The 25,113-nt window shown below is 58.0% G+C and carries 26 protein-coding genes and 4 tRNA genes; 19 read left to right on the forward strand and 11 right to left on the reverse strand.

The window, feature by feature from the left end; all coding sequences use genetic code 11:
- Nucleotides 1-10: 10 nt before the first annotated feature.
- On the forward strand, nucleotides 11-2,281 hold the full coding sequence (gene clpA, locus HBN63_RS14725; protein WP_170049954.1) for an ATP-dependent Clp protease ATP-binding subunit ClpA: 2,271 nt from the start codon (nucleotides 11-13) through the stop codon (nucleotides 2,279-2,281).
- 107 nt (nucleotides 2,282-2,388) lie between these two features.
- Here clpA and infA read toward each other — a convergent pair whose 3' ends face one another.
- The 4 genes from infA to trxB form a co-directional block, all read right to left on the reverse strand.
- A complete protein-coding gene (gene infA / locus HBN63_RS14730) occupies nucleotides 2,389-2,607 on the reverse strand; it encodes a translation initiation factor IF-1 (RefSeq protein ID WP_002553999.1) in 219 nt (72 codons plus the stop codon).
- A gap of 100 nt (nucleotides 2,608-2,707) precedes the next feature.
- A complete protein-coding gene (locus HBN63_RS14735) occupies nucleotides 2,708-3,415 on the reverse strand; it encodes an arginyltransferase (protein WP_170049955.1) in 708 nt (235 codons plus the stop codon).
- A 55-nt stretch (nucleotides 3,416-3,470) separates the two neighbouring features.
- Complete coding sequence (aat, locus tag HBN63_RS14740) at nucleotides 3,471-4,151, reverse strand: leucyl/phenylalanyl-tRNA--protein transferase (RefSeq protein ID WP_170049956.1); 681 nt, start codon at nucleotides 4,149-4,151, stop codon at nucleotides 3,471-3,473.
- A 60-nt stretch (nucleotides 4,152-4,211) separates the two neighbouring features.
- Nucleotides 4,212-5,162, reverse strand: coding sequence for a thioredoxin-disulfide reductase (trxB, locus tag HBN63_RS14745; protein ID WP_170049957.1), 951 nt, complete (start codon nucleotides 5,160-5,162; stop codon nucleotides 4,212-4,214).
- Here trxB and HBN63_RS14750 point away from each other — a divergent pair.
- The 7 genes from HBN63_RS14750 to cysG all read left to right on the forward strand — a co-directional run bounded on the left by HBN63_RS14750 (nucleotide 5,131) and on the right by cysG (nucleotide 13,049).
- The gene (locus HBN63_RS14750; RefSeq protein ID WP_170049958.1) at nucleotides 5,131-5,406 is read left to right on the forward strand and encodes a hypothetical protein; all 276 of its coding nucleotides are present in this window, start codon (nucleotides 5,131-5,133) and stop codon (nucleotides 5,404-5,406) included. The two genes, trxB and HBN63_RS14750, sit on opposite strands and share 32 nt — an antisense overlap.
- A complete protein-coding gene (ftsK, locus tag HBN63_RS14755; protein ID WP_090253686.1) occupies nucleotides 5,393-7,795 on the forward strand; it encodes a DNA translocase FtsK in 2,403 nt (800 codons plus the stop codon). The genes HBN63_RS14750 and ftsK overlap by 14 nt, the downstream gene beginning before the upstream one ends.
- 28 nt (nucleotides 7,796-7,823) lie before the next feature.
- Nucleotides 7,824-8,450 carry an outer membrane lipoprotein chaperone LolA gene (gene lolA, locus HBN63_RS14760; protein ID WP_170049959.1) on the forward strand — a complete coding sequence of 209 codons (627 nt, stop codon included), beginning with the start codon at nucleotides 7,824-7,826 and terminating at the stop codon, nucleotides 8,448-8,450.
- Between the two features lie 32 nt (nucleotides 8,451-8,482).
- Nucleotides 8,483-9,808 carry a replication-associated recombination protein A gene (locus HBN63_RS14765; RefSeq protein ID WP_170049960.1) on the forward strand — a complete coding sequence of 442 codons (1,326 nt, stop codon included), beginning with the start codon at nucleotides 8,483-8,485 and terminating at the stop codon, nucleotides 9,806-9,808.
- Entirely contained in the window at nucleotides 9,805-10,185 is a 381-nt protein-coding gene (gene crcB, locus HBN63_RS14770; RefSeq protein WP_170049961.1) for a fluoride efflux transporter CrcB, read from the forward strand. Before HBN63_RS14765 ends, crcB begins: the two co-directional genes overlap by 4 nt.
- Nucleotides 10,186-10,300: 115 nt before the next feature.
- On the forward strand, nucleotides 10,301-11,581 hold the full coding sequence (gene serS, locus HBN63_RS14775) for a serine--tRNA ligase (protein ID WP_170049962.1): 1,281 nt from the start codon (nucleotides 10,301-10,303) through the stop codon (nucleotides 11,579-11,581).
- A 73-nt stretch (nucleotides 11,582-11,654) separates the two neighbouring features.
- On the forward strand, nucleotides 11,655-13,049 hold the full coding sequence (gene cysG / locus HBN63_RS14780; RefSeq protein ID WP_170049963.1) for a siroheme synthase CysG: 1,395 nt from the start codon (nucleotides 11,655-11,657) through the stop codon (nucleotides 13,047-13,049).
- Here the strand turns inward: cysG and HBN63_RS14785 are convergent.
- The 6 genes from HBN63_RS14785 to HBN63_RS14810 all read right to left on the reverse strand — a co-directional run bounded on the left by HBN63_RS14785 (nucleotide 13,034) and on the right by HBN63_RS14810 (nucleotide 16,251).
- Nucleotides 13,034-14,020: a glycosyl transferase family protein gene (locus HBN63_RS14785; protein ID WP_170049964.1), complete on the reverse strand. Its 987-nt coding sequence runs from the start codon at nucleotides 14,018-14,020 to the stop codon at nucleotides 13,034-13,036. The genes cysG and HBN63_RS14785 overlap by 16 nt on opposite strands.
- Entirely contained in the window at nucleotides 14,017-14,352 is a 336-nt protein-coding gene (locus HBN63_RS14790) for a TusE/DsrC/DsvC family sulfur relay protein (RefSeq protein ID WP_170049965.1), read from the reverse strand. The genes HBN63_RS14785 and HBN63_RS14790 overlap by 4 nt, the downstream gene beginning before the upstream one ends.
- Nucleotides 14,349-14,648, reverse strand: coding sequence for a sulfurtransferase complex subunit TusB (gene tusB / locus HBN63_RS14795; RefSeq protein ID WP_170049966.1), 300 nt, complete (start codon nucleotides 14,646-14,648; stop codon nucleotides 14,349-14,351). Before tusB ends, HBN63_RS14790 begins: the two co-directional genes overlap by 4 nt.
- Nucleotides 14,648-15,007, reverse strand: coding sequence for a sulfurtransferase complex subunit TusC (gene tusC / locus HBN63_RS14800; RefSeq protein ID WP_170049967.1), 360 nt, complete (start codon nucleotides 15,005-15,007; stop codon nucleotides 14,648-14,650). The genes tusB and tusC overlap by 1 nt, the downstream gene beginning before the upstream one ends.
- Nucleotide 15,008: 1 nt before the next feature.
- Nucleotides 15,009-15,401: a sulfurtransferase complex subunit TusD gene (gene tusD / locus HBN63_RS14805; RefSeq protein ID WP_170049968.1), complete on the reverse strand. Its 393-nt coding sequence runs from the start codon at nucleotides 15,399-15,401 to the stop codon at nucleotides 15,009-15,011.
- Nucleotides 15,402-15,582: 181 nt separating this feature from the next.
- Nucleotides 15,583-16,251 carry a Bax inhibitor-1/YccA family protein gene (locus HBN63_RS14810; RefSeq protein WP_170049969.1) on the reverse strand — a complete coding sequence of 223 codons (669 nt, stop codon included), beginning with the start codon at nucleotides 16,249-16,251 and terminating at the stop codon, nucleotides 15,583-15,585.
- Nucleotides 16,252-16,383: 132 nt separating this feature from the next.
- Here HBN63_RS14810 and HBN63_RS14815 point away from each other — a divergent pair.
- The 9 genes from HBN63_RS14815 to galU all read left to right on the forward strand — a co-directional run bounded on the left by HBN63_RS14815 (nucleotide 16,384) and on the right by galU (nucleotide 22,567).
- A tRNA-Ser gene (locus HBN63_RS14815) sits at nucleotides 16,384-16,473 on the forward strand.
- A gap of 137 nt (nucleotides 16,474-16,610) precedes the next feature.
- Nucleotides 16,611-17,255, forward strand: a complete 645-nt coding sequence (gene uvrY / locus HBN63_RS14820) for a UvrY/SirA/GacA family response regulator transcription factor (protein ID WP_160086933.1) — start codon at nucleotides 16,611-16,613, stop codon at nucleotides 17,253-17,255.
- Nucleotides 17,242-19,083: an excinuclease ABC subunit UvrC gene (gene uvrC / locus HBN63_RS14825; RefSeq protein WP_170049970.1), complete on the forward strand. Its 1,842-nt coding sequence runs from the start codon at nucleotides 17,242-17,244 to the stop codon at nucleotides 19,081-19,083. Before uvrY ends, uvrC begins: the two co-directional genes overlap by 14 nt.
- A gap of 33 nt (nucleotides 19,084-19,116) precedes the next feature.
- Entirely contained in the window at nucleotides 19,117-19,677 is a 561-nt protein-coding gene (pgsA, locus tag HBN63_RS14830) for a CDP-diacylglycerol--glycerol-3-phosphate 3-phosphatidyltransferase (RefSeq protein WP_170049971.1), read from the forward strand.
- 67 nt (nucleotides 19,678-19,744) lie between these two features.
- A tRNA-Gly gene (locus tag HBN63_RS14835) sits at nucleotides 19,745-19,820 on the forward strand.
- A 39-nt stretch (nucleotides 19,821-19,859) separates the two neighbouring features.
- Nucleotides 19,860-19,933 (forward strand) — tRNA-Cys (locus tag HBN63_RS14840).
- Between the two features lie 112 nt (nucleotides 19,934-20,045).
- A tRNA-Leu gene (locus tag HBN63_RS14845) sits at nucleotides 20,046-20,132 on the forward strand.
- Between the two features lie 189 nt (nucleotides 20,133-20,321).
- Nucleotides 20,322-21,683 (forward strand): UDP-glucose/GDP-mannose dehydrogenase family protein, encoded by a 1,362-nt coding sequence (locus HBN63_RS14850; RefSeq protein ID WP_170049972.1) that lies wholly within the window; start codon nucleotides 20,322-20,324, stop codon nucleotides 21,681-21,683.
- A gap of 44 nt (nucleotides 21,684-21,727) precedes the next feature.
- Complete coding sequence (gene galU / locus HBN63_RS14855) at nucleotides 21,728-22,567, forward strand: UTP--glucose-1-phosphate uridylyltransferase GalU (RefSeq protein WP_170049973.1); 840 nt, start codon at nucleotides 21,728-21,730, stop codon at nucleotides 22,565-22,567.
- A 51-nt stretch (nucleotides 22,568-22,618) separates the two neighbouring features.
- On the opposite strand, the gene HBN63_RS14860 is transcribed toward galU, so the two are convergent.
- Nucleotides 22,619-23,041, reverse strand: coding sequence for a VOC family protein (locus HBN63_RS14860; protein WP_160086923.1), 423 nt, complete (start codon nucleotides 23,039-23,041; stop codon nucleotides 22,619-22,621).
- An 82-nt stretch (nucleotides 23,042-23,123) separates the two neighbouring features.
- Between HBN63_RS14860 and gorA the strand changes: the two genes are divergently transcribed.
- Both gorA and HBN63_RS14870 read left to right on the forward strand, forming a co-directional pair.
- Nucleotides 23,124-24,482, forward strand: a complete 1,359-nt coding sequence (gene gorA / locus HBN63_RS14865) for a glutathione-disulfide reductase (protein WP_170049974.1) — start codon at nucleotides 23,124-23,126, stop codon at nucleotides 24,480-24,482.
- A 7-nt stretch (nucleotides 24,483-24,489) separates the two neighbouring features.
- Complete coding sequence (locus tag HBN63_RS14870) at nucleotides 24,490-25,113, forward strand: trimeric intracellular cation channel family protein (RefSeq protein WP_090253798.1); 624 nt, start codon at nucleotides 24,490-24,492, stop codon at nucleotides 25,111-25,113.

Here is a 25,113-nt window from a genome sequence, read left to right on the forward strand (position 1 = left end):
AGGTGAAGCTATGTTAAATCGAGAGCTCGAAGTCACCCTCAATCTGGCTTTCAAGGAGGCTCGTACCAAGCGTCATGAATTTATGACGGTTGAGCACTTGCTGCTGGCCCTCCTGGATAACGAGGCCGCTGCCAGCGTGCTGCGCGCGTGTGGGGCCAACCTGGACAAGCTGCGGCATGATCTGCAGGAATTTATCGACTCCACCACGCCGCTAATCCCACAACACGATGAAGAGCGCGAAACGCAGCCTACGCTGGGTTTCCAGCGCGTTCTGCAGCGCGCGGTGTTCCACGTACAGAGTTCCGGCAAGCGTGAAGTGACCGGTGCCAATGTACTGGTAGCAATCTTCAGCGAGCAGGAAAGTCAGGCGGTATTTTTACTTAAGCAGCAGAGCGTCGCGCGTATCGATGTGGTCAATTTTATTGCCCATGGCATCTCCAAGGTACCAGGTCATGGTGGTCATTCGGAAACCGAACAGGAAATGCAGGACGACGAGGGCGGCGAGTCCTCCAGCTCGAGCAATCCGCTGGATGCTTATGCCAGTAACCTGAATGAACTCGCTCGCCAGGGTCGCATTGATCCGCTTGTCGGTCGCGAGTCAGAAGTCGAACGTGTGGCGCAGATTCTCGCGCGTCGGCGTAAGAACAATCCGCTATTGGTGGGTGAGGCTGGCGTGGGTAAAACTGCCATCGCCGAAGGCCTGGCCAAGCGCATTGTCGATAACCAGGTGCCTGATCTGCTAGCGGATAGCGTGGTCTACTCGCTGGACCTTGGTGCACTGCTGGCCGGCACCAAGTACCGTGGTGATTTTGAGAAGCGCCTTAAGGCGCTGCTGAATGAGCTGCGCAAGCGCCCACATGCCATTCTGTTTATTGATGAAATCCACACCATCATTGGTGCGGGCGCCGCTTCTGGCGGGGTAATGGATGCGTCCAACCTGCTCAAGCCTATGTTGTCCTCGGGTGAGATCCGCTGCATCGGCTCTACGACCTTCCAGGAGTTTCGTGGGATTTTCGAGAAAGATCGTGCCCTCGCCCGGCGCTTCCAGAAAGTCGACGTGGTTGAGCCTTCGGTGGAAGACACCATCGGCATCCTGCGTGGTCTGAAAGGTCGCTTCGAGCAGCATCACAGTATCGAGTACAGTGATGAAGCGCTGCGTGCCGCGGCTGAACTGGCCTCGCGCTATATCAATGACCGGCATATGCCGGACAAGGCGATTGATGTAATTGATGAGGCCGGCGCCTATCAGCGCTTGCAGCCGCTAGATAAACGCCTGACACGTATTGATGTGGCCCAGGTCGAAGACATCGTGGCGAAAATTGCCCGTATTCCGCCGAAGCATGTCAGCAGCTCGGACAAAGAACTGCTGCGCAACCTTGAGCGCGACCTGAAACTCACTGTGTTTGGTCAGGACGCTGCGATTGACTCGCTGTCGACCGCGATCAAGCTGTCGCGGGCAGGGCTCAAGGCGCCTGACAAGCCGGTAGGCTCCTTCCTGTTTGCTGGCCCTACTGGTGTTGGCAAAACCGAAGCCGCTCGCCAGCTGGCGAAGGCCATGGGCGTTGAGCTAGTTCGTTTCGACATGTCCGAGTATATGGAGCGTCATACGGTGTCGCGTCTGATCGGCGCACCGCCGGGCTATGTCGGCTTTGATCAGGGCGGTCTGCTCACTGAGGCCATTACCAAAACGCCGCACTGCGTATTGCTGCTCGATGAGATCGAAAAGGCTCACCCGGAAGTCTTTAACCTGCTGCTGCAGGTCATGGACCACGGCACCTTGACTGATAACAACGGCCGCAAGGCGGACTTCCGCAACGTGATCGTGATCATGACCACTAACGCCGGTGCCGAAACAGCGGCGCGAGCATCTATTGGCTTCACCCATCAGGACCACTCGTCTGATGCCATGGAAGTGATCAAGAAGAGCTTCACGCCAGAGTTCCGCAATCGTCTGGATACCATTATCCAGTTCGGCCGCTTGACTCACGAAGTAATCAAAAGCATCGTCGACAAGTTCCTTACCGAGCTGCAGGCGCAACTGGAGGACAAGCGCGTCACGCTGGAAGTCAGCGATGCCGCTCGTAGCTGGTTGGCAGAAAGTGGTTATGACGTGCAGATGGGCGCTCGGCCGATGGCGCGCCTGATCCAGGACAAGATCAAGCGTCCACTGGCGGAAGAGATCCTGTTTGGTGAGCTGGCAGAGCACGGTGGTGTGGTGCATATCGATATTGAAGGTGGTGAGCTGACCTTCGATTTCGAAACCACGGCGGAAATGGTCTAGGCACTAGACGTAGTTTTCTTACGCGCACAAAAACGCCCGGCTTTGCCGGGCGTTTTTACTGGAGCTTGGTGTAACAGATGCCGGAAAACTGAGTTTTCGCTGGCCTGTTAACGGGCGCGGTAAGTAATGCGGCCTTTGCTCAAGTCATAAGGCGTAAGTTCAACGCGAACTTTGTCGCCAGTCAGAATGCGGATGTAATTTTTGCGCATCTTTCCGGAGATGTGCGCAGTAACGACGTGCCCATTTTCCAACTCCACACGGAACATGGTGTTGGGCAGGGTGTCGACGACAGTGCCTTCCATTTCGAAGCTGTCTTCTTTCGACATGCAGTAAAGCCCTCGGTATCCAATGAATGGCCCGGTGCAACTGGCGCCAGGCAAAAGCGGCGTGCATTGTGCCCGAAATTTGGGGTTTGCGCCAAGGGCTTCAGTTAAGACTGACCCAGCGTTGATTGACGAACAGCTCAATCGGCCGGTATTGGGTCTTGTAACTCATCTTGCGGCAGTTCTTGATCCAGTAGCCCAGATTGACCGCATGCAGTCCCAAACGCGCCGCTTCGGCAATTTGCCAGAGGATGGCAAAGCGCCCGAGGCTGCGTCGTTCCTCGCCTGGCTCGTAAAAGGTATAAACCGCCGACAACCCATTGGGCAGTACATCGGTTACGGCAATTGCCAGTAGGCGGTTGTCATGGCGGAATTCATAGAAACGCGAAAAAGCCAGATCACGCACCAGAAAGGTCGAAAATTGCTCGCGGTTGGGCGGGTACATATCGCCATCGGCGTGCCGCTGCTCAATGTAGCGCACGTACAGCGCGTAATACTCTTCGGTAAATGCCGGGCGCACCAGGCGAACCTGAATGTCCTGATTACGCTTAAAAATGCGCCGTTGCTGGCGATTCGGGCTGAACTGCGCGGCAGGGATGCGCGCTGGGACGCAGGCGGTGCAGCGTTGGCAGTGCGGGCGATAGAGGTGGTCGCCGCTGCGACGAAAGCCCATTTCCGAAAGCTCAGCATAAACATCCGCATCCATGGGCTGGCTGGGGTCGAGGAACAGGGTTGTCGCCTGCTCATCGGGCAGATAGCTGCAGGGGTGCGGTTGAGTGGCATAAAACTTCAGGCGGGCCAGCTCAGTCATGATCGACTCTCGGGATCGGTCTTGAATTAAGTGTAAGCCAGGCTGGCAAACTCGCCTAGGCGACCCAGTCGGCCTGGCTGGATTGATCAAGATGGTCGCTCAGGTAGCCGGCAAACTCGGTACGGGAAATCGTCTGAGCGCCGAGACTGAGCAGATGCTCGGTTGGCATCTGGCAGTCGATCAGCACAAAGCCCCAGTTCTTCAAGTGTTCAACCAACGTGACGAAGCCCACTTTTGAAGCGTTGTCCGCGCGACTGAACATCGACTCGCCAAAGAACAGCTGGCCCATGGCCAGGCCATAGAGCCCGCCAACCAGCTCGTTATCGCGCCAGACCTCAACCGAATGAGCGATACCGCGCCTGTGCAGTTCCAGGTAGGCGTCCTGCATAGGGCTGGTGATCCAAGTTTCAGTCGCATAGCTGCGCGGTGCGGCGCAAGCGCGGATGACGGCGGCGAAAGCCTGATCGAAGGTCACCCGATAACGGCCCTGACGCAGCACCTTGGCGAGGCTGCGCGAGACATGCAGTTTGTCAGGCAGCAGCACGGTGCGCGGGTCGGGCGACCACCAGAGAATCGGTTGGCCATCCTGAAACCAAGGGAAGCAACCGTGGCGATAAGCCTGGATCAAACGCGCGGGGCGCAGATCGCCACCCGCCGCCAACAGCCCGTTGGGCTCGCGCAGGGCTTTATTGAGGGGCGGGAAATCCAGTGAGTCGCGTTGCAGCCACGTCAGCATGTGCAGGGCCGAAATTGGACAGAGGAGGGCAGGGCGGAGTGTGCGTCCGCCCTGAGTGGATCAATTGTCGTCGAGGAATTTCTCGACATCCAGCGCGGCCATGCAGCCAGCACCGGCAGAAGTAATGGCCTGGCGGTAAACGTGGTCAGCCACGTCGCCCGCCGCAAACACACCTTCAATGCTGGTAGCGGTGGCATTGCCTTCATTGCCACCCTTGATCAGCAGATAGCCGTCGCGCATTTCCAGCTGACCGTGGAACAGCTCGGTATTAGGCTTATGACCGATGGCGATAAACACGCCGGCTAGAGGCAAATCTTTGCTCACTCCGCTCTGCGTATCTTTCAGGCGGGCACCGGTAACGCCGGTGTTGTCGCCCAACACTTCTTCAAGAGAGTGATTCCAGTGCAGCACCACGTTGCCGTTGGCCGCTTTGTCGAACAGCTTGTCCTGAAGAATCTTCTCGGAACGCAGCTTGTCGCGGCGATGCACCAGGTGCACTTCCTTGGCGATATTCGACAGGTACAGCGCCTCTTCGACTGCGGTATTGCCGCCGCCTATCACCGCGACCACCTGATTGCGATAGAAGAAGCCATCGCAGGTCGCGCACGCCGATACGCCTTTGCCAGAAAACGCCTCTTCGGACGGCAGGCCCAAGTACTGAGCCGATGCCCCTGTGGCGATAATCAGTGCGTCACAGGTGTAGGTACCGCTGTCGCCTTTCAAGGTGAAAGGGCGCGATTGCAACTCAGCAGTGTGGATGTGGTCGTAGACGATCTCGGTTTCAAAGCGCTCGGCATGCTTTTGCATGCGCTCCATCAACGCTGGGCCGGTCAGGCCTTCAACATCACCAGGCCAGTTGTCCACTTCGGTAGTAGTGGTCAGCTGACCACCGGGCTGAATGCCAGTAATGATCACAGGCTTGAGGTTGGCGCGGGCAGCGTAAACGGCAGCGCTATAACCGGCAGGGCCGGAGCCCAGGATGATCAAGCGTGAATGCTTGACTTCGCTCATAAAAACACCTCATAAGCCTTTGTCACAAAAGAGAATGCATGCTCCAATTGAGCCGCACGGAAGATATTGGCAGATATGCTACACCGAAGCGGGCGAAGAGCGGGAGTCAACCGCCATAGCTGTTTATGCATACAGCTCGGTCTGGTATCGTGCGGTTAAACCCGTACAATCGCTTCATATATTGCCGTTAACCAATTATTCGGCGCCTCTGGCGCAGGAACAGATGCGTTTTGAAGAAATCTAGCCCAACCGCACAAGCCCCTCTCTGGCGTCAGCAGCTGCCTTATCGACTCAAAGAAGGCGCGCTGATTGGCCTGGGCGCACTTTGCCTTTATCTATGGATGGCTCTGCTGACGTACGATGCGGCCGATCCGGGCTGGACCCACACCAGCAATGTTGAGCAGGTACAGAACGCCGCCGGCCGCGCCGGTGCATGGTTTGCCGACATTCTGTTTATGGCGCTGGGCTATTTCGCCTATCTATTCCCGCTGCTGTTGGCAGTAAAAACCCTGCAGGTGTTCCGCGCCCGCCATCAGCCGTGGCAGTGGAGCGGCTGGCTTTTTTCCTGGCGGCTGATTGGCCTGGTTTTTCTGGTGTTGTCCGGTGCCGCGCTGGCGTATATCCATTTTCACGCTAGCTCAAGCATGCCGGCCTCCGCAGGTGGAGCGCTGGGTGAAAGCCTCGGAGCGCTGGCGATCAATGCGCTGAATGTGCAAGGCAGTACGCTGCTGCTGATTGCGCTGTTTCTGTTCGGTCTAACGGTGTTTACCGATCTGTCCTGGTTCAAAGTGATGGACCTGACCGGCAAGATCACCCTTGATCTGATCGAGCTGATCCAGAGTCTGGCCAACCGCTGGTGGAGTGCGCGGGTTGAGCGCAAGCAGCTGGTGGCGCAATTGCGTGAAGTCGACGAGCGCGTCAGTGAAGTCTCCGCGCCAATCGTGCTGGATCGCCGCGAACAGGCCAAGGTCAAAGAGCGCCTGATTGAGCGCGAAGAGTCGCTGAATAAGCACATGAGTGAACGGGTCAACCGCCCAGCACCGGTGATCACGCCGCCGGCCGCGCCGAAAGCGCCTGAGCCGAGCAAACGCGTGCTGAAAGAGAAGCAGGTCAACCTGTTTGAAGACAGCGCTCTGGCCGGCAGTCTGCCGCCGATTTCGATCCTCGATGTGGCCGAGAAAGTTCAGAAGAAATATTCTCCCGAATACCTGGAAGCCATGTCGCGCCTGCTTGAGATCAAGCTCAAGGAGTTTGGCGTCGAGGTTATCGTCGAGTCGGTGCATCCGGGTCCGGTGATTACCCGTTTTGAGATCCAGCCCGCAGCTGGGGTCAAGGTCAGCCGGATTTCCGGTTTGGCCAAGGATCTGGCGCGCTCGATGGCGATCATCAGCGTACGCGTGGTGGAAGTAATTCCGGGAAAGACCACCGTCGGTATCGAAATCCCCAACGAAGACCGGCAGATCGTGCGCTTCTCCGAAGTGCTGTCGTCGCCCGAGTACGACGAAGCTAAGTCGCCGGTTACCCTGGCTCTGGGCCATGACATCGGCGGCAAGCCAGTGATCACCGACCTGGCGAAGATGCCCCACCTGCTGGTGGCCGGTACCACCGGCTCGGGTAAATCGGTCGGGGTCAACGCAATGATTCTGTCGATTCTGTTCAAGTCCACGCCGGAAGAGGCGCGCTTAATCATGATCGACCCGAAAATGCTCGAACTGTCGATCTACGAAGGCATTCCGCACCTGCTGTGCCCGGTGGTGACCGACATGAAGGAAGCCGCCAACGCCCTGCGCTGGTCGGTGGCCGAGATGGAGCGTCGCTACAAGCTGATGTCGAAGATGGGCGTGCGCAACCTGGCCGGCTTCAACCGCAAGGTCAAAGACGCCGAAGAGGCGGGCGAGCCGCTGAGTGATCCGCTGTACAAGCGCGAAAGCATGCACGACGAAGCGCCGCTGCTGAAAACCTTGCCGACCATCGTGGTGGTGGTCGACGAGTTCGCCGACATGATGATGATCGTCGGCAAGAAGGTTGAAGAGCTGATCGCCCGTATCGCGCAGAAAGCCCGTGCCGCGGGGATTCACCTGATTCTCGCGACCCAGCGCCCCTCGGTGGATGTGATCACCGGTCTGATCAAGGCCAACATCCCGACCCGTATGGCGTTCCAGGTATCGAGCAAGATCGACTCGCGCACCATCCTCGACCAAGGCGGCGCCGAACAGCTACTGGGCCACGGTGACATGCTCTATATGCCGCCGGGCACCGGCTTACCGATTCGCGTGCACGGCGCTTTCGTCTCCGACGAGGAAGTACACCGCGTGGTTGAGGCTTGGAAGCAGCGCGGCACGCCTGACTATATCGATGACATCCTGGCCGGCGCTGAAGAGTCCGGTAGCGGCTTTGAGGGTGGCAGCGGCGAAGGCAGTGAAGGCAGCGAGTCCGATCCGCTTTACGACGAAGCAGTCAATTTCGTTTTGGAAAGCCGCCGTGCCTCTATTTCTGCGGTGCAGCGCAAGCTGAAGATCGGCTACAACCGAGCCGCACGGATGATCGAGGCCATGGAAATGGCCGGCGTCGTCACCTCAATGAACACCAATGGCTCTCGCGAGGTCATAGCACCAAGCCCCGTTCGCGATTAACGCCTAGCCCGATCTGATAAGGAGTCCCATGCGCCTAATTCGCATGTTGTTGCTGACCGTACTGAGTTTTACCAGCGTTGCCACCATGGCCGACGATGAAGTTGCAGTGCAGCGTTTGACCGAGCTGCTTAACCAGGCGCAGACCATCAACGCACGCTTTTCCCAGCTGACCCTAGACGGCAGTGGTACCCAGCTGCAGGAAACTGCTGGCCAGCTCGCGCTGAAACGTCCGGGCCTGTTCCGCTGGCACACCGATGCGCCGATGGAGCAGCTGCTGGTTTCCAACGGCGAGAAGGTCTGGCTGTATGACCCGGACCTGCAACAGGTGACCATTCAGACCCTCGATCAGCGCCTGACCCACACCCCGGCGCTGCTGCTGTCCGGCGATGTGTCGAAGATCCGTGAGAACTTCGAGATCAGCCACAAAGAAGGTGGCAACGTGGTCGACTTTATTCTCAAGCCAAAATCCAAGGACACCCTGTTCGACAGCCTGCGTCTGTCGTTCCGCAACAAGGTGCTCAACGATATGCAGCTGATCGACAGCATCGGCCAGCGCACCAACATTCTTTTCCTCAATGTGAAAATGAATGAGCCACAGGACGATGCGCAGTTCACCTTCGAGATTCCGGCCGGCGCGGACGTGATTCAAGAGTAGAAAGCTCAAAGCAGAGGCGTTAACCCGCAGTCATGGATCTGTTTCGCAAGGCTCCCGTTGCTCAACCCCTGGCTGCCCGTTTGCGTGCAGCCAGCCTGGATGAGTACGTCGGTCAGGAGCACTTGCTGGCTCGTGGCAAACCTTTGCGTGAAGCGCTGGAGCAGGGCGCGCTGCACTCGATGATCTTCTGGGGCCCGCCAGGCGTCGGCAAGACCACCCTGGCGCGGCTGCTGGCGCAGGTTTCCGATGCGCATTTCGAGACGATTTCTGCGGTACTTTCCGGGGTCAAGGAGATTCGTCAGGCAGTGGAAGTCGCGCAGCAGCATGCCGCGCAATATGGCCGTCAGACCATCCTGTTTGTCGATGAAGTGCACCGCTTCAACAAGTCGCAGCAGGATGCCTTCCTGCCTTACGTGGAAGACGGCACGCTGATCTTTATCGGCGCCACCACGGAAAACCCGTCATTCGAGTTGAACAACGCCTTGCTCTCACGCGCCCGCGTGTATGTGCTGAAAAGCCTGGATGAAAGCGCGCTGCGCAAACTGGTCGATCGCGCCTTGAGCGACCCAAAGGGCCTGGGCGAGCGCAAACTTAGCCTTCCAGAAGAAAGCTTCCAGATTCTCCAAGCCGCCGCCGATGGTGATGGCCGGCGCTTGCTCAATTTTCTGGAAAACGCTGCGGATCTGGCCGAAGACGGCAGCGAGATCAGCAGCGAGTTGCTGCTCAATCTGCTTGGCGATACCCGTCGGCGCTTCGACAAGGGCGGCGAAGCCTTCTACGACCAGATATCGGCGCTACACAAATCCGTGCGTGGCTCCAACCCCGACGGCGCGCTGTACTGGTTTGCGCGCATGCTCGATGGAGGCTGTGATCCGCTGTATATCGCCCGGCGCGTGGTGCGCATGGCCAGCGAAGACATCGGCAACGCCGACCCACGGGCGCTGACCCTGTGCCTAAACGCCTGGGATGTACAAGAGCGCCTGGGCAGTCCCGAGGGCGAGCTGGCAGTGGCTCAGGCGATTGTCTACCTCGCCTGCGCGCCGAAAAGTAATGCGGTCTACAACGCCTTCAACGCCGCCAAGCGTGACGCTGCCGAGCATGGCTCGCAGGAAGTCCCACTGCACCTGCGTAATACGCCGACCAAACTTATGAAAGAGTTGGGCTATGGCGACGAATACCGCTACGCCCACGATGAACCCGATGCCTATGCGGCAGGCGAGGATTACTTTCCGGAAACCTTCGAGCCACGCGAGTATTACCAGCCAGTGCCACGTGGTCTTGAGTTGAAGATTCGCGACAAGCTGCAGCATTTGAAAAGCCAGGACCGCAATAGCCCTCGGCAGCGGAGAAAACCATGATCGGTGTAGTGGTTGCCGTAGCCCTAGGCGGTATGTTCGGCACGCTGCTGCGCTTCGCCACGGCCAACTGGGTCAGCGCAAACTGGCCGCAGCACTTCTACGGCGCGACCCTGGCGGTGAATATTCTCGGTTGCCTGCTGATCGGCTACCTGTATGGCCTGTTCCTGCTGCGCCCTGAGCTGCCGCCTGAGTTGCGCGCGGGGCTGATTGTTGGCTTTCTCGGCGGCCTGACCACCTTTTCATCTTTTTCCCTCGACACCGTGCGCCTGCTGGAGAGCGGTCAGCTACCGTTGGCTCTGGGCTATGCGGCAGTCAGCGTGTTGGGTAGCCTGCTAGCGACCTGGGCGGGACTTAGCTTGGCGCGTCTGTGTCAGTAACGGCGTTGTCGATTGGCACTTCCCCCCGCTAAAGCCTTAAACTGCGCGGCATTGCGCGGCATTGCGCGTCATGGCCATAGCCATGCAAACCCTTGTGAAGTGTTGAGACCAGAACATGCTTGATTCCAAACTCGTTCGTACCCAGCTCCATGAAGTGGCCGAGCGCCTGGCTGCCCGTGGCTTTGTCCTTGATGTTGCGCGTTTTGAAGCGTTAGAAGCCCAGCGCAAGACTCTTCAGACCCGCACCGAGCAGCTGCAGGCCGAGCGCAACAGTCGCTCTAAATCCATTGGCCAGGCCAAGCAGCGCGGTGAAGACATCGCGCCGCTGCTGGCGGAAGTGGACCAGATGGGCAGCGATCTGGAGCAGGGTAAACGTGACCTCGACAGCATCCAGACCGAGCTCGACAACCTGCTGCTGAATATCCCCAATCTGCCGCATGAGTCGGTGCCGGTTGGTGCAGACGAAGAGGGTAACGTTGAAGTCTCCCGCTGGGGCACGCCGCGCAGCTTCGACTTCCCGATTCAGGATCACGTTGCCCTCGGCGAGCAGCACGGCTGGCTGGATTTCGAAACCGCTGCCAAGCTGTCCGGCGCGCGCTTTGCCGTGCTGCGTGGCCCCATCGCCCGTATGCACCGCGCCCTGGCACAGTTCATGATTAACCTGCACACCGGCGAGCACGGCTACGAAGAAGCCTACACGCCGTATTTGGTACAGGCGCCGGCGCTGCAAGGCACCGGCCAGCTGCCGAAGTTCGAGGAAGACCTGTTCAAGATCAGCCGCGAAGGCGAAGCCGATCTTTACCTGATCCCGACTGCTGAAGTGTCGCTGACCAATATCGTTGCTGGCGAGATCCTTGACCCTAAGCAGCTGCCACTCAAGCTTGTTGCGCACACCCCGTGCTTCCGTAGCGAAGCCGGCGCATCGGGTCGTGATACCCGCGGGATGATTCGTCAGCACCAGTTCGACAAGGTTGAGATGGTGCAGGTCGTCGAGCCGAGCAAATCTTTCGAAGCGCTGGAAAGTCTGACCGCCAACGCTGAGCGCGTGCTGCAGCTGCTTGAGCTGCCATACCGCAAATTGGCGTTGTGTACCGGTGACATGGGCTTCGGTGCGGTGAAAACCTATGACCTGGAAGTCTGGGTGCCGAGCCAGGATAAGTACCGCGAGATTTCCTCGTGCTCTAACTGCGGCGACTTCCAGGCGCGTCGCATGCAGGCACGCTACCGCAACCCAGAAACTGGAAAACCCGAGCTGGTGCACACCCTCAACGGCTCAGGCCTGGCAGTAGGTCGCACCCTGGTTGCCGTGCTGGAGAACTACCAGCAGGCCGACGGCAGCATCCGCGTGCCGGACGTGCTGAAGCCCTATATGGGCGGTATCGAAATCATCGGTTAATCCGAATTTCAGTTACCTGCGACGGGGCGGCCAGTGCCGCCCCGTTTTGTTTATCCGATCGAGAGTGTGCGTCATGGATTTTCTGCCCCTGTTCCACAAACTGCAGGATCGCCTGGTACTGGTGGTCGGTGGCGGCGAAGTTGCCGTTCGCAAGGCGCGCTTGCTCAGTGATGCAGGTGCAACCTTGCGTGTGGTTGCGCCGGAGATTCGCGATGAGCTGCGTGAGATGGCCAGCGCTCGGCAAGGCGAGGTGCTGCTGCGTGATTACCAGTCGGCGGATCTTCACGGTGTGGCGCTGATTATTGCGGCCACCGATGACGAACCGCTGAATGCGCAAATCTCGGCTGAGGCACAGGCCCTGGGCATTCCGGTCAATGTGGTGGATGCGCCGAAACTGTGCAGCGTGATTTTCCCCGCCATTGTTGATCGCTCACCTTTGATTGTGGCGATTACCAGTGGCGGCGATGCTCCTGTATTGGCGCGGCTGATTCGCGCCAAGATCGAGACGTGGATTCCCGCGACCTATGGCCAGCTGGCTGGTCTGGCCAAACGTTTTCGTGCCCAGGTCAAAGGGCTCTTCCCCGATGTGCAGCAGCGCCGGGTGTTCTGGGAGGATGTGTTCCAGGGCCAGGTGGCCGAAAGCGTATTCGCCGGTAAGCTGCAGGAAGGTCAGCGTCTGCTGGAAGAGAAAATTGCCGGCATTGCCCCGCGCACCTTGGGCGAGGTGTATCTGGTTGGCGCAGGGCCGGGTGATCCTGATTTGCTGACCTTCCGCGCCTTGCGCCTGATGCAGCAAGCCGATGTTGTGTTGTATGACCGCCTGGTGGCACCTGCGATTATCGAACTGTGCCGCCGTGATGCCGAGCGCATTTATGTCGGCAAACGGCGTGCCGAGCATGCCGTACCGCAGGAGCAGATCAACCAGCGCTTGGTCAATCTGGCCAAAGAAGGTAAGCGGGTGCTACGTCTTAAAGGCGGAGATCCGTTCATCTTTGGCCGCGGCGGAGAGGAAATTGAAGAGCTGGCCGCCCACGGCATCCCCTTTCAGGTTGTTCCTGGCATTACCGCAGCCTCTGGCTGCGCCGCTTATGCTGGGATTCCGCTGACCCACCGAGACCATGCGCAGTCGGTGCGTTTTGTTACCGGTCACCTGAAAGATGGCAGCAGTGATTTACCCTGGAATGAACTCACCGCCAGCAGTCAAACTCTTGTGTTTTATATGGGGCTGGTGGGTTTGCCGATCATCTGTCAGCAGCTGATTGCCCATGGCCGCGCCGCGACAACCCCGGCAGCATTGATCCAGCAGGGCACCACGCAGAACCAGCGGGTGTTTACTGGCACCCTGGCCAATCTGGCGGAGCTGGTGGCGGAGCATGAGGTGCATGCGCCGACGTTGGTCATAGTCGGCGAAGTGGTGCAGCTGCGGGAGAAACTGGCCTGGTTCGAAGGGTCTCAGGCCAGCGTCTGATTGCGCGCCGCCCACATCTGGGCGGCGCGCTCCAGGGCTTGTTCACGCGGTTCGCCGAGGGCGCGCAAGGCCAGAGCCATGGTGCTGATTACGGCAAGCTGGCCGTAATCATCGGCCACTTCACCACGCCAGAACGCGGCCAGGTGAGCAGGCTGCAATGATTCCGGTTTGACGTGGCGCAGCGCCGACAGCGCCGGCCATTCCTCATCCCAGTTGTCGCCATTAGCCGTGCCATACAGGTGGCTGGTGGCGTCCGGGTTGATCTCGATTTCGCCGCCTTCACCTTTGATAACTACAGCGCTATCGCCGAGCAACTGGCTGGCTTCACGGTGTACTGCCTGATAACCCGGATGAAAGATGCTCTGCAGGCCGCAACGCGCGCCCAGCGGGTTGAGAATGCGCGCCAGGGAATGAATCGGTGAGCGCAGGCCGAGGATATTGCGCAGGTCGATCATGCGTTGCAGTTGCGGCATCCAGTCGCCCAGCGGGATAAACGCCAGGTGCTGGTGTGCCAATGCCTGCTCGACGCTATCCCAGTTGCGGCACAGTGGAATGTGCAGGGTTTCGAGCAGCTGTTCGCTGTACATCCGCCCGGCTGTGTGTGGGCCGCCGCCATGCAGCAGGATGCGAATACCGCTATTGGCCAGTGCTTTGGCGGCTAGCAGGAACCACGGTAGGTGGCGCTTCTTCCCGGCATAGCTCGGCCAATCCAGGTCCACCTGAATCGCTGGCGCCTGCAGGCGCGCGCGCACGGCTTCGGCAAAGCCGGCCATTTCCTCGGCGCTTTCTTCCTTGTGCCGCAACAGCATCAAAAAGGCACCCAACTGGGTGTCTTCGACCTTCCCCTCAAGCAGCATGTCCATGGCATCTCGGGCTTCCTCGCGAGTCAGGTTACGTGCGCCACGCTTGCCCTTACCTAGAATGCGTACAAATTGAGCGAAAGGATGTTCCGGCGGAGTAACAAGGTTCATAGGCAATTGGTCGGTTTGGGCAGGCCCGCCAGCTTGGCGGCGAGTTTGGCGGGAGCGCCATTGAACAGGCGATTGAGGTTCAGGCTATTGCCTTTCTCGGCGCCGATTTTCACGGCTATAAATTTGATCAGCGGACGGTTGGCCGGGGACAACTGAAATTCGTCGTAAAAGCTGCGCACCAGCCAAAGGATTTCCCAGTGCTCGGCACTCAGGCTGATGCCTTCACGTTGCGCCAGGGCGTGCGCGGTAGTTTCGGACCAATCCGCCAGGTCGAGCAGATAGCCGTCTTTGTCCAGAGCCAGGCTGCGACCCTCAACATTCAGCGTGGTCATAGCCAGGTGTTTACCTTGTCGTATTGGCAGCTCAGCGCAACGAAGCCAGGGTAATCGACCAGTGTGAGGCGGGCTGGGAACACAAGGCCGCGAGCCTGCACGTCTTCATCCAACGCATACAGCGCAATGCTTTCAGGCATCAATTCAAGCGCCTGACGCTGCGCGCTGCCGTCCTGCAAGGCGTATACGGCATTACCGCAGAGCAGCAGGGCATCCTGGCTGCCGAGAATGAGCAGGCAACTGCTCAGGCGGCTATCGGTAAAGGGCGAGTGCGAAAGTACGTGCAAGGTAGCCATCAGAGCGTAATCACCTGGTCGTAACGTTCAATCAAGGCGCTTATTGAGGAATCATCGAGGCGCTCGACATCGAGGCTGCTGGGTTGATCCTGCAGGCCACGTTCGGCCAGGCTGCGCTGCGAAACATACAGCGCCTCGACACCAAACATCGGCAGGGCCTGCAGGTTGGCGCTGAGGTCTTTCTGCTGCAGGGTGGCCGGTTGCTGCGCGCTGCTCAGCTGGAATACACCGTCATCGAGAAATAGCATGCCAATCGGCAAATCGAAGGCGCCGCCGGCCAGCGCGATATCCAGCGCTTCCCGCGCACTGGGGCCGGACCAAGGCGCTTGGCGGCTGATGATCAACAGCGACTTGCTCATTTCAAGGCCCTCCAAAGCACACTAGGCGATCCGCCAGCTGCGCCGCTTCGTGCAACTGGCCCAGGCCGGAAAGCTCCCAAGGAGCATCTAGGTTGGCAGCCGTACGCGAGTAGCGCTGGGCTTCATCGTCATTCAACACGCCACGGCGTAAGGCGGCGGCGATACACACCACGCCATCCAGTTGCTGCGCTTGCACAAATTCTCGCCATTCGAGGGGTAGGTCCACCTCATCCTGCGCGCAAACCACATTGCTCGAGGCGCTGTGTACGCCGTCCTGATAAAAGAACAGCCGCACGATCTCATGCCCGCCCGCCAATGCAGCCTGCGCAAAACGCAGCGCACGGCGCGAGGAGGGCGCATGGGGAGGAGAGAACAGTGCGATGGCGAACTTCATAGCAAACCTGGCGAGCCAATTTGGCGGAATGATAAAGCTTGGGCCGCCAAGATGCGCGCGGCAGGCATAAAAAATGACAGGGAGTCATTTTTAACGTCGCTAGCGACGGCCCGGAGGGGGCGAGCCATGGATGGCAAGCATAAAAAAGCCCGCCGGAGCGGGCTTTTCACAGCAATTTAAATCAGTCGTCGCTGCCCATGATGCCGAAAATCTGCAGCAGGCTGACGAACAGGTTGTAGATCGATACATACAGGCTGATGGTCGCCATGATGTAGTTGCGCTCACCGCCATGGATGATTGCGCTGGTCTGGAACAGGATGCAGGCCGAGGAGAACAGCACGAAACCTGCGCTGATAGCCAGTTGCAGACCGCTAATCTCGAAGAAGAAGCCAGCAACCATCGCGCCCAGCAGGACAAAGAAACCCGCAGTGATGAAGCCACTGAGGAAGCTCATGTCTTTACGAGTGGTCAGCACGTAAGCCGACAGGCCGCAGAACACCAGGGCCGTCATGGCGAAGGCCGAGCTCACAACTTCAGCACCGTTGGCCATGCCCATGTAGCGATTAAGGATTGGGCCGAGCGTGTAGCCCATAAAGCCGGTCAGAGCGAGGGTCGAAACCAGGCCCCAAGCCGAATTACGTAGTTTGGCGGTGAGGAAGAACAGACCATAGAAGCCGATCAGCACCACAAAGATATTCGGGTAAGGCACATTGGCGCGCTGCGCGATGTACGCCACCAAGCCGCTGAAGGCCAGGGTGATGGCTAGCATGCCATATGTGTTGCGCAGGACGCGGCTGACTTCTTGCTGCTCAACCTGCGTATGGTCAAGTGCATAATTGTGTTCGTTCATGGCGACACTCCTGAAATGGCTGATGGTTCCGTGACCAAAGTCAGACCCGATCATAGCAGAGGCGAATAAAGAGCCAACACGCAGAGTTTGACAGCGTGTTGCGTTCGGGTAAGATTGCCGCCCGCAAACGCCGGAAGCGTGGCAGAGCGGTTGAATGCAACGGTCTTGAAAACCGTCGAAGGGGAAACTCTTCCGTGAGTTCGAATCTCACCGCTTCCGCCATATTTTCTCTGGCCGTCATTTAGCGCTCACTTATTGGCGCTTGCCTTTTGACGGTTATGCGCCAAGCTGGTGGCCACTGGCACCAGACTTTCAACCCAGCAACTGCTCAACGCAGTTGATGTCGACCGGGGTGACGCTTGATCAGAGTTCTCGTTGTTGATGACCACGACCTGGTACGTACCGGCATTACTCGTATGCTGGCCGATATCGACGGTTTACAGGTGGTCGGCCAAGCCGAATCAGGCGAAGAGTCACTGAAAAAAGCCCGCGAGCTGAAACCTGACGTTGTTCTGATGGACATCAAAATGCCGGGTATCGGTGGTCTTGAAGCCACCCGTAAGCTGATTCGCAGCCATCCTGATCTTAAAGTTGTTGCCGTAACCGTATGTGAGGAAGACCCTTTCCCCACGCGCCTCCTGCAAGCTGGTGCCGCTGGCTATCTCACTAAGGGCGCTGCGCTGGAAGAAATGGTTCAGGCGATTCGCATGGTATTCAGCGGGCAACGCTATATCAGTCCGCAGATTGCCCAGCAGCTGGCACTCAAGTCATTTCAGCCACAGAGCAGTAACTCACCGTTCGACTTACTGTCCGAGCGCGAAATTCAGATCGCACTGATGATTGCAGGCTGCCAAAAGGTTCAGGCCATTTCCGATAAGCTTTGCCTGTCGCCGAAAACCGTGAATACCTACCGCTATCGCATCTTTGAAAAGCTCTCGATTACCAGTGATGTCGAACTGGCCCTGCTAGCCGTACGCCACGGCATGATTGATGCCAACACTTGATAACAGTCCTGCCGCTTTCGACTCCAGCGCATTCCTCTCCACCTGCAGCGGTCGCCCTGGCGTGTACCGCATGTTCGATGTGGACACCAAACTGCTGTATGTCGGCAAAGCCAAAAACCTGAAAAAGCGCCTGGCCAGCTACTTCCGCCAGAGCGGCTTAGCGCCAAAGACGGCCGCACTGGTCGGCCGAATCGCCCAGATCGAAACAACCATCACCGCCAACGAAACCGAAGCCCTGCTGCTTGAGCAGACGCTGATCAAAGAATGGCGCCCGCCTTACAATATTCTGCTGCGCGATGATAAGTCCTATCCCTATGTGCTGCTTTCCGACGGCGACTTCCCACGCCTGAGTATTCACCGCGGCGCGAAAAAGCAGAAAGGCAGGTACTTCGGCCCGTATCCCAGCGCAGGTGCCATTCGCGAAAGCCTTAACCTGCTGCAAAAAACTTTTCTGGTGCGCCAGTGCGAGGACAGTTTCTACAAGAATCGCACAAGACCCTGCCTGCAGTACCAGATCAAACGCTGCAAAGGCCCCTGTGTCGGCCTGGTAGAGCCCGCTGAATATGCTGATGACGTACGCCATTCGGTGATGTTTCTTGAGGGGCGCAGCAATGCCCTGACCGATGAGCTGTCCAGCGGCATGCAGGCTGCCGCCATGGCCCTCGACTTTGAGCGGGCTGCCGGATTACGCGACCAGATATCGCTGCTGCGCCGGGTTCAAGACCAGCAGAGTATGGAAGGTGGAACCGGTGATGTGGACGTGGTCGCGGCCATGGTCAATCCCGGTGGCGCATGCGTACATTTGATCAGCGTGCGTGGTGGCCGAGTGCTCGGCAGTAAAAACTTTTTTCCGCAGGTGGCGATTGAGGAGGAGGGCAGTGACGTACTGCTGGCCTTCCTCGCGCAGTATTACTTGAGCAGTCAGGAACGCGATCTGCCGAGCGAGCTTATCGTCAATGCGCAGCACGAAGACCTCCCCACATTGATCGCCGCCATCGATGAGCTGCGCGGTCGCGAACTGAGCATCAGCTACCGCGTTCGCGGTACCCGCGCGCGCTGGCAGCAGTTGGCTGTGACCAATGCGGAGCAGGCGCTGGCGGCGCGCCTAGCCAATCGACAGCACGTTGCCGCGCGCTTTGACGCCCTGGCCGAAGCGCTGGATATGGATGAAGTGCCGCAGCGCCTGGAGTGCTTTGACATCAGTCATTCCAGCGGCGAGGCGACCGTGGCCTCCTGTGTGGTATTCGGCCCCGAGGGGCCGCTGAAATCCGATTACCGCCGCTACAACATTGAGGGTGTGACGCCGGGTGACGATTATGCAGCCATGCATCAAGCGCTCACTCGGCGCTTCAGTAAGATCAAGGATGGCGAAGGCAAGCTGCCGGACATCCTCTTGGTCGATGGTGGCAAAGGGCAGCTGGCCATGGCCCGTGAAGTGCTCGAAGAGCTGTCGGTGCCAGACCTGATTCTGCTCGGCGTCGCCAAAGGCACCACGCGCAAACCGGGTTTGGAAACCCTCTACCTGAATGACGCCGCACATGAGTTCACCTTGCCGGGGAATTCACCAGCGTTGCATCTGATACAGCAAATCCGCGATGAATCGCACCGGTTTGCTATCACCGGACATCGTGCCCGTCGCGGTAAAACCCGTCGCACCTCAACACTGGAGGACGTCGCGGGCGTAGGGCCTAAGCGCCGGCGTGAGCTGCTTAATCATTTTGGTGGGCTGCAAGAGTTATCACGTGCCAGCATCGAAGAAATTGCCAAAGCACCTGGAATCAGCAAAAAACTCGCTGAGTTGATTTATGCGGCCCTGCACAGTGAGTAGAATGCCGACTCTCTTTACCGCCAAGTTGTGTCGATGAATATCCCCAACCTGCTTACTGTGCTCCGCGTATTACTGATACCGGTGTTTATTCTGCTGTTTTACCTTCCCTTCAGTTGGAGCTACTGGGCGGCGAGTGCAGTGTTTTCAATCGCGGCTGCAACCGACTGGCTGGATGGTTATTTGGCCCGTCGCTGGGAGCAGAGCACACCTTTTGGCGCATTTCTTGATCCCGTTGCTGACAAACTCATGGTGGCGGTGGCCCTGGTATTACTGGTGGCCGAACACGCCAACCTCTGGTTGACCCTGTCAGCATCAATCATCATCGGCCGTGAAATTGTTGTGTCTGCACTGCGTGAGTGGATGGCCGAATTGGGCGCCAGAGCGCATGTCGCGGTTTCAAAGCTTGCCAAATGGAAAACAGCCGCTCAGATGGTCGCTTTGGTGATTTTGCTGGCTAATCCGCCAACGTTTACTGCCTGGGTTGTACTAGGTTACGTCCTGTTGATCATTGCTGCCGTACTCACCCTGTGGTCGATGGCGCAGTACCTGTTGGCTGCATGGCCACACCTGCGAATCACCTCGGAAAAGAAATAAGCTTTTTTGAATCAAGGGGTTGACGGGCCGTTCTGAAGCTATAGAATGGCGGCCGTCAGCACGACAAGCGGGAATAGCTCAGTTGGTAGAGCACGACCTTGCCAAGGTCGGGGTCGCGAGTTCGAGTCTCGTTTCCCGCTCCATTTTCAACGGGCCGTTTTACACGGTCCGTTTAGTTTCAAGGCTGAGTAGCAGAGTGGTTATGCACCGGATTGCAAATCCGTGAACGCCGGTTCGATTCCGACCTCAGCCTCCAATTAGAAAAGCCTCGTAGATCAATGATTTACGAGGCTTTTTCATTTTAGTTTGAAACCTTGCTAGGCATCGAAGGGCTGTATATAGTCCAAGCCTTACAACGTAGCGCTACCGCCCGAATGGCGAAATCGGTAGACGCAAGGGACTTAAAATCCCTCGAGGGTAACCTCGTGCCGGTTCGATTCCGGCTTCGGGCACCATGTACATGTTTTCAGATGTTCCTGTATGAACCTGAAATCCACTAGAACCGGCCTTCGTAGCCGGTTTTTTTGTGCCTGAAATTTGTGCGCACGGCTTATCAAGTGCTGTCACCCGAGTGTCGTACTTATGTCATACGCATGCCATCTGCTTTAGCTGCAATCGCGGTAACTCAGTGAGGAGTGCAGGCGATGCGGATTTGTGTGATTGGCGCAGGATACGTGGGGCTGGTATCGGCAGCCTGTTTTGCCGAAATGGGCAATCGGGTGATCTGCATTGAGCGCGATGCGCAACGTGTGGCTCGGCTTGCCCATGGCCAGTCGCCGATTTACGAGCCTGGGCTGGAGGCCATGCTGCAGACCCACCTGAGTAGCGGTCAGCTGAGTTTTAGTCAGCACCTCAATGAAGGCATCACGAAGGCTGAGATCATCTTTATCGCGGTAGGCACGCCGAGCGGGGAGGACGGCTCCGCAGACTTGTCCCATGTCCTGGCCGTTGCCGATGAGCTAGGCGATTTGCTTGAGCAGAACTGCGTGGTGGTGAATAAATCAACGGTGCCGGTGGGTACGGCAGAGCGTGTTGCCCAGCGCATCAACAATCGATTAAGCAAACGCGGCAAACGCTTTGCGGTGACGCTGGCAAGTAACCCGGAATTTCTCAAGGAAGGCTCGGCGATTGACGACTTTATGCGGCCGGATCGCGTGATTGTCGGCTGTGATGAACCGCAGGGCCATGCGCTGTTACGCCGTCTGTATGCGCCGTTTCTGCGCAATCACGAGCGTTTACTCTGCATGGGGCTGCGGGCGGCAGAGTTCAGCAAATATGCCGCCAACGCTTTTTTGGCCACCAAAATTTCCTTTATCAACGAAATGGCCAGCCTCTGCTCGCGCCTGGATGTCGACATCGAGGATGTGCGGCGTGGCATTGGCAGCGACAAACGCATTGGCACTCACTTTATTTACGCCGGTTGCGGCTATGGTGGTTCGTGCTTTCCCAAGGATGTGCGGGCGCTGATTCGCTGCGCAGAGCAGGAAGGCATTGAACCTGGCATCCTGCGCGCAGTCGAAGCTCGTAACGCGCTACAGAAGACGTTGCTGTTCCAGGCCCTGCGTGAGCATTTTTCCGGCTATTGGCAAGGGCGGGTGGTGGCGCTTTGGGGGCTGGCTTTTAAACCAGGTACTGATGATCTGCGTGAAGCCCCCAGTCTGGTTCTGCTGGACGCCTTGCTGGCAGCTGGCGTCAGCGTTCAGGCCTGTGATCCAGTCGCTACAACGGCTTTGGCAGAGCGCTACGGCCCGGCGATTTGTAACGGTCAACTGCGGTTGAGCACTTCGCCGTATAGCGTTGTTGAAGGTGCTGATGCGCTGGTACTAGTCACCGAGTGGAAGCAATTCCGTCAACCTGACTTTGTCCGGATTCGCGGCTTGATGCGCATGCCCGTGCTGTTTGACGGGCGCAATATCTACGATGCCGCGCAGTTGGCTGAGCTGGGGTTCCTTTACCGAGGCATTGGCCGGCCTGCGCTGGGGCATTGTAAGGCCAGTGCAGCCTGATAAACTGCGCACGCGATTTTCACCCCATCTACCCAAGGTTTCCCATGATCAAGAAATGCTTGTTCCCAGCAGCCGGTTACGGCACCCGCTTTCTGCCAGCCACCAAGGCCATGCCCAAGGAAATGCTGCCGATCGTGAACAAGCCGCTGATTCAGTACGGCGTCGAAGAAGCCCTTGAAGCCGGGTTGACGGAAATTGCCATGATCACTGGCCGCGGTAAGCGCGCGCTGGAAGACCACTTTGACATCAGCTACGAGCTTGAGCACCAGATTCGTGACACCGATAAGGAAAAGTACCTGGTCGGCATCCGTCGCCTGATCGAAGAGTGCACCTTCTCTTACACCCGTCAGGTTGAGATGAAGGGCCTGGGCCACGCGATTCTCTGTGGTCGCCCACTGATTGGTGATGAGCCTTTCGCCGTGGTTCTGGCCGATGACCTGTGCCTGAACCTGGACGGTGACGCGGTGCTGACCCAGATGGTCAAGCTGTATAACCAATTCCGCTGCTCGATCGTGGCTATCCAGGAAGTACCACCAGAAGAAACCCACAAATATGGCGTGATCTCCGGCGAGATGATTCGCGACGATATCTACCGGGTTAACAGCATGGTCGAGAAACCAAAGCCGGAAGATGCACCGTCGAATCTGGCGATCATCGGTCGCTACATTCTTACCCCGGATATCTTCGATCTGATTGAACAGACCGAGCCAGGTAAGGGCGGGGAAATTCAGATCACCGACGCGCTGATGAAGCAGGCGCAGAATGGTTGCGTGATGGCTTACAAGTTCAAAGGCAAACGCTTTGATTGCGGTGGTGCTGAAGGCTATATCGACGCCACCAACTTCTGCTTCGAAAACCTCTACAAAACCGGCAAGGCCTATTAATCAGGCGCCTGGCGCGATAATACACAGCCACCTTCGGGTGGCTGTGTGCATTCAGGGCAAGGGTATCTGCTCAGCACCAGGCCCTAGCGGCTGGCCGTAGCTGAACTCCACATAGTTGCCTGCGGGGTCACGTAGCCCACAGTAGTAGCCTACAGGAAAGGGTTCATCACGCGGCTCCCAGACCAGACAGCCTGCTACTCGCGCTCGGGCTGCGATGCTATCGACCTGTTCTCGACTTTCCAGGGCAAAGCCAAAGTGGCTGTAATCATCCACAGCCAATTGGCGATCCTGTCCGCCCGGCATGATCACAAAAATAAAGCGGTGTTCCTTACCCTGTTCGGCCATCCAGACAATTCGTGATCCTTTGCCCGCGCGCTGGTGAATCACCTGCATCGCGCAGAACTGCTCGTAAAAGCTCACACAGGCATCGAGATCAGGCACGTGCAAGGCCAGATGAGTAAGGGTAGGGCGCATAAATGCTCTCCTGTTCTGCATGCATCAAGTTTAGGCCCTGGCACGCCTTGGGGTATGCTGGTGGCCTGCTCTGGAGGCTGAAATGACCTACGACTTTGACCTGTTTGTGATTGGTGCCGGTTCTGGCGGTGTGCGGGCTGCGCGATTTGCCGCCGGCTATGGCGCACGCGTGGCGGTTGCTGAAAGCCGTTACCTGGGTGGCACCTGCGTCAACGTCGGCTGTGTACCGAAAAAGCTGCTGGTCTATGGAGCGCATTTCGCCGATGACTTCGAACAGGCTCAGGGGTTTGGCTGGGCGCTGGGCGAGGCTCGCTTCGACTGGTCGACCCTGATCAGCAACAAGAACCGTGAAATCGAACGACTCAATGGCATCTACCGCAACCTGCTGGTGAACAGCGGCGTGACCTTGCTGGAAGGCCACGCGCGGATTGTCGATGACCATACTGTCGAGCTGGGCGGTAAACGCTACAGCGCCAAACATATCCTGATTGCCACCGGCGGCTGGCCGCAAATTCCGGAAGTTCCGGGGCATGAACATGCCATCGGCTCGAATGAAGCTTTCTTTCTTGAGCAACTGCCCAAGCGGGTACTGGTCGTGGGCGGTGGTTATATCGCCGTAGAGTTTGCCTCGATCTTCAACGGCCTTGGCGCAAAAACCTCGTTGCTCTATCGCGGCGATCTGTTCCTGCGTGACTTCGATAAGGCCGTGCGTCTGCACCTGCAGGATGAGTTGAACAAGCGCGGTGTCGATCTGCAGTTCAACAGCGACATCGCCCGTATCGATAAACAAGCCGACGGCAGCCTGTTAGCCACGCTCAAGGACGGTAGAGCGCTGGAAGCCGACTGTATCTTTTACGCCACCGGCCGCCGACCCATGCTGGATAACCTGGGCCTGGAAAATACCCATGTGCAGCTGGATAAGCGTGGCTTTATCGAAGTGGACGAGCAATACCAGACCAGCACACCCTCGATTCTCGCCATCGGCGATGTGATCGGTCGTGTGCAGCTGACTCCGGTAGCGCTGGCCGAAGGCATGGCTGTCGCAAGACGCCTGTTCAAGCCAGAGGAATACCGCAAGGTCGACTACCGGATGATCCCGACGGCGGTATTCAGCCTACCCAATATAGGCACGGTCGGGCTTAGCGAAGAGCAGGCGAAGGAGGAGGGCTACAGCGTCCAGGTTTTCGAAAGCCGCTTCCGACCGATGAAACTGACCATGACTGAAAGCCAGGAACGCACCTTGATGAAACTGGTGGTGGACGCTGCCACAGACCGTGTGCTCGGTTGCCATATGGTCGGGCCGGACGCCGGCGAAATCGTTCAGGGCTTGGCGGTGGCACTCAAGGCCGGAGCCACCAAGCAATTGTTTGATGAAACCATTGGCGTACACCCAACGGCTGCCGAAGAGTTCGTCACCATGCGTACCCCCGTGTCGTCCTGAGGTCAGCATGGCTCAACTGTTCTATCTGGCTGATCTTTTCGGCGTGGCGGTATTCGCCATAACCGGCGCGCTGATGGCCGGGCGCAAGTCCATGGACCTGTTCGGCGTGCTGGTGATTGCCATCGTCACTGCACTGGGCGGCGGTACGCTGCGTGATGTGATTCTGGACAACCATCCAGTCAGCTGGATTCGCAATGACCTGTATATCGTTGTCGCATCACTGGCGGCCGTAGCTACGGTCGTCTGGGTACGCATGACTCAGCCGATTCACGAGAAAGGTCTGTTACTGGCGGATGCCTTCGGGCTGGCGGTGTTTACCGTGATCGGCACAGAGGTCGCTATGCAGCACAACGTTCCGCATAGCACTGCTGTAATCATGGGCGTGATGACCGGTGTCGCCGGCGGAGTGATGCGCGATGTGATCTGCAATGAGATCCCGCTGATCTTTCAGAAGGAAATCTACGCCACCGCCTGCATAGCCGGCGCAGTGGTGTTTATCGGCATGCGCGCCCTCGATACGCCACATTGGCTGGATACCGGTGTGGCCATGCTCACGGTGCTGCTGATTCGTCTGGCTGCCATTCGCTGGCATGTCGCGTTGCCCAGCTTCCACTTATTGGATCGCGATTAG

The organism is Pseudomonas sp. WS 5011, from assembly GCF_012985775.1.
GTDB classification, from domain to species: domain Bacteria; phylum Pseudomonadota; class Gammaproteobacteria; order Pseudomonadales; family Pseudomonadaceae; genus Aquipseudomonas; species Aquipseudomonas peli.

Bases quoted from the DNA above. Each gene is read 5' to 3' on its own strand.
- HBN63_RS14860 (WP_160086923.1), bottom strand. From the start codon at position 23,041: ATGCGCCCTACCCTTACTCATCTGGCCTTGCACGTGCCTGATCTCGAT.
- pgsA (WP_170049971.1), top strand. From the start codon at position 19,117: ATGAATATCCCCAACCTGCTTACTGTGCTCCGCGTATTACTGATACCG.
- HBN63_RS14785 (WP_170049964.1), bottom strand. From the start codon at position 14,020: ATGAACCTTGTTACTCCGCCGGAACATCCTTTCGCTCAATTTGTACGC.
- HBN63_RS14870 (WP_090253798.1), top strand. From the start codon at position 24,490: ATGGCTCAACTGTTCTATCTGGCTGATCTTTTCGGCGTGGCGGTATTC.
- galU (WP_170049973.1), top strand. From the start codon at position 21,728: ATGATCAAGAAATGCTTGTTCCCAGCAGCCGGTTACGGCACCCGCTTT.
- crcB (WP_170049961.1), top strand. From the start codon at position 9,805: ATGATCGGTGTAGTGGTTGCCGTAGCCCTAGGCGGTATGTTCGGCACG.
- serS (WP_170049962.1), top strand. From the start codon at position 10,301: ATGCTTGATTCCAAACTCGTTCGTACCCAGCTCCATGAAGTGGCCGAG.
- HBN63_RS14790 (WP_170049965.1), bottom strand. From the start codon at position 14,352: ATGACCACGCTGAATGTTGAGGGTCGCAGCCTGGCTCTGGACAAAGAC.
- HBN63_RS14765 (WP_170049960.1), top strand. From the start codon at position 8,483: ATGGATCTGTTTCGCAAGGCTCCCGTTGCTCAACCCCTGGCTGCCCGT.
- trxB (WP_170049957.1), bottom strand. From the start codon at position 5,162: ATGAGCGAAGTCAAGCATTCACGCTTGATCATCCTGGGCTCCGGCCCT.
- uvrC (WP_170049970.1), top strand. From the start codon at position 17,242: ATGCCAACACTTGATAACAGTCCTGCCGCTTTCGACTCCAGCGCATTC.
- gorA (WP_170049974.1), top strand. From the start codon at position 23,124: ATGACCTACGACTTTGACCTGTTTGTGATTGGTGCCGGTTCTGGCGGT.
- clpA (WP_170049954.1), top strand. From the start codon at position 11: ATGTTAAATCGAGAGCTCGAAGTCACCCTCAATCTGGCTTTCAAGGAG.
- tusC (WP_170049967.1), bottom strand. From the start codon at position 15,007: ATGAGCAAGTCGCTGTTGATCATCAGCCGCCAAGCGCCTTGGTCCGGC.
- tusB (WP_170049966.1), bottom strand. From the start codon at position 14,648: ATGGCTACCTTGCACGTACTTTCGCACTCGCCCTTTACCGATAGCCGC.
- HBN63_RS14735 (WP_170049955.1), bottom strand. From the start codon at position 3,415: ATGACTGAGCTGGCCCGCCTGAAGTTTTATGCCACTCAACCGCACCCC.
- HBN63_RS14750 (WP_170049958.1), top strand. From the start codon at position 5,131: ATGATCAAGCGTGAATGCTTGACTTCGCTCATAAAAACACCTCATAAG.
- cysG (WP_170049963.1), top strand. From the start codon at position 11,655: ATGGATTTTCTGCCCCTGTTCCACAAACTGCAGGATCGCCTGGTACTG.
- aat (WP_170049956.1), bottom strand. From the start codon at position 4,151: ATGCTGACGTGGCTGCAACGCGACTCACTGGATTTCCCGCCCCTCAAT.
- tusD (WP_170049968.1), bottom strand. From the start codon at position 15,401: ATGAAGTTCGCCATCGCACTGTTCTCTCCTCCCCATGCGCCCTCCTCG.
- HBN63_RS14850 (WP_170049972.1), top strand. From the start codon at position 20,322: ATGCGGATTTGTGTGATTGGCGCAGGATACGTGGGGCTGGTATCGGCA.
- HBN63_RS14810 (WP_170049969.1), bottom strand. From the start codon at position 16,251: ATGAACGAACACAATTATGCACTTGACCATACGCAGGTTGAGCAGCAA.
- infA (WP_002553999.1), bottom strand. From the start codon at position 2,607: ATGTCGAAAGAAGACAGCTTCGAAATGGAAGGCACTGTCGTCGACACC.
- lolA (WP_170049959.1), top strand. From the start codon at position 7,824: ATGCGCCTAATTCGCATGTTGTTGCTGACCGTACTGAGTTTTACCAGC.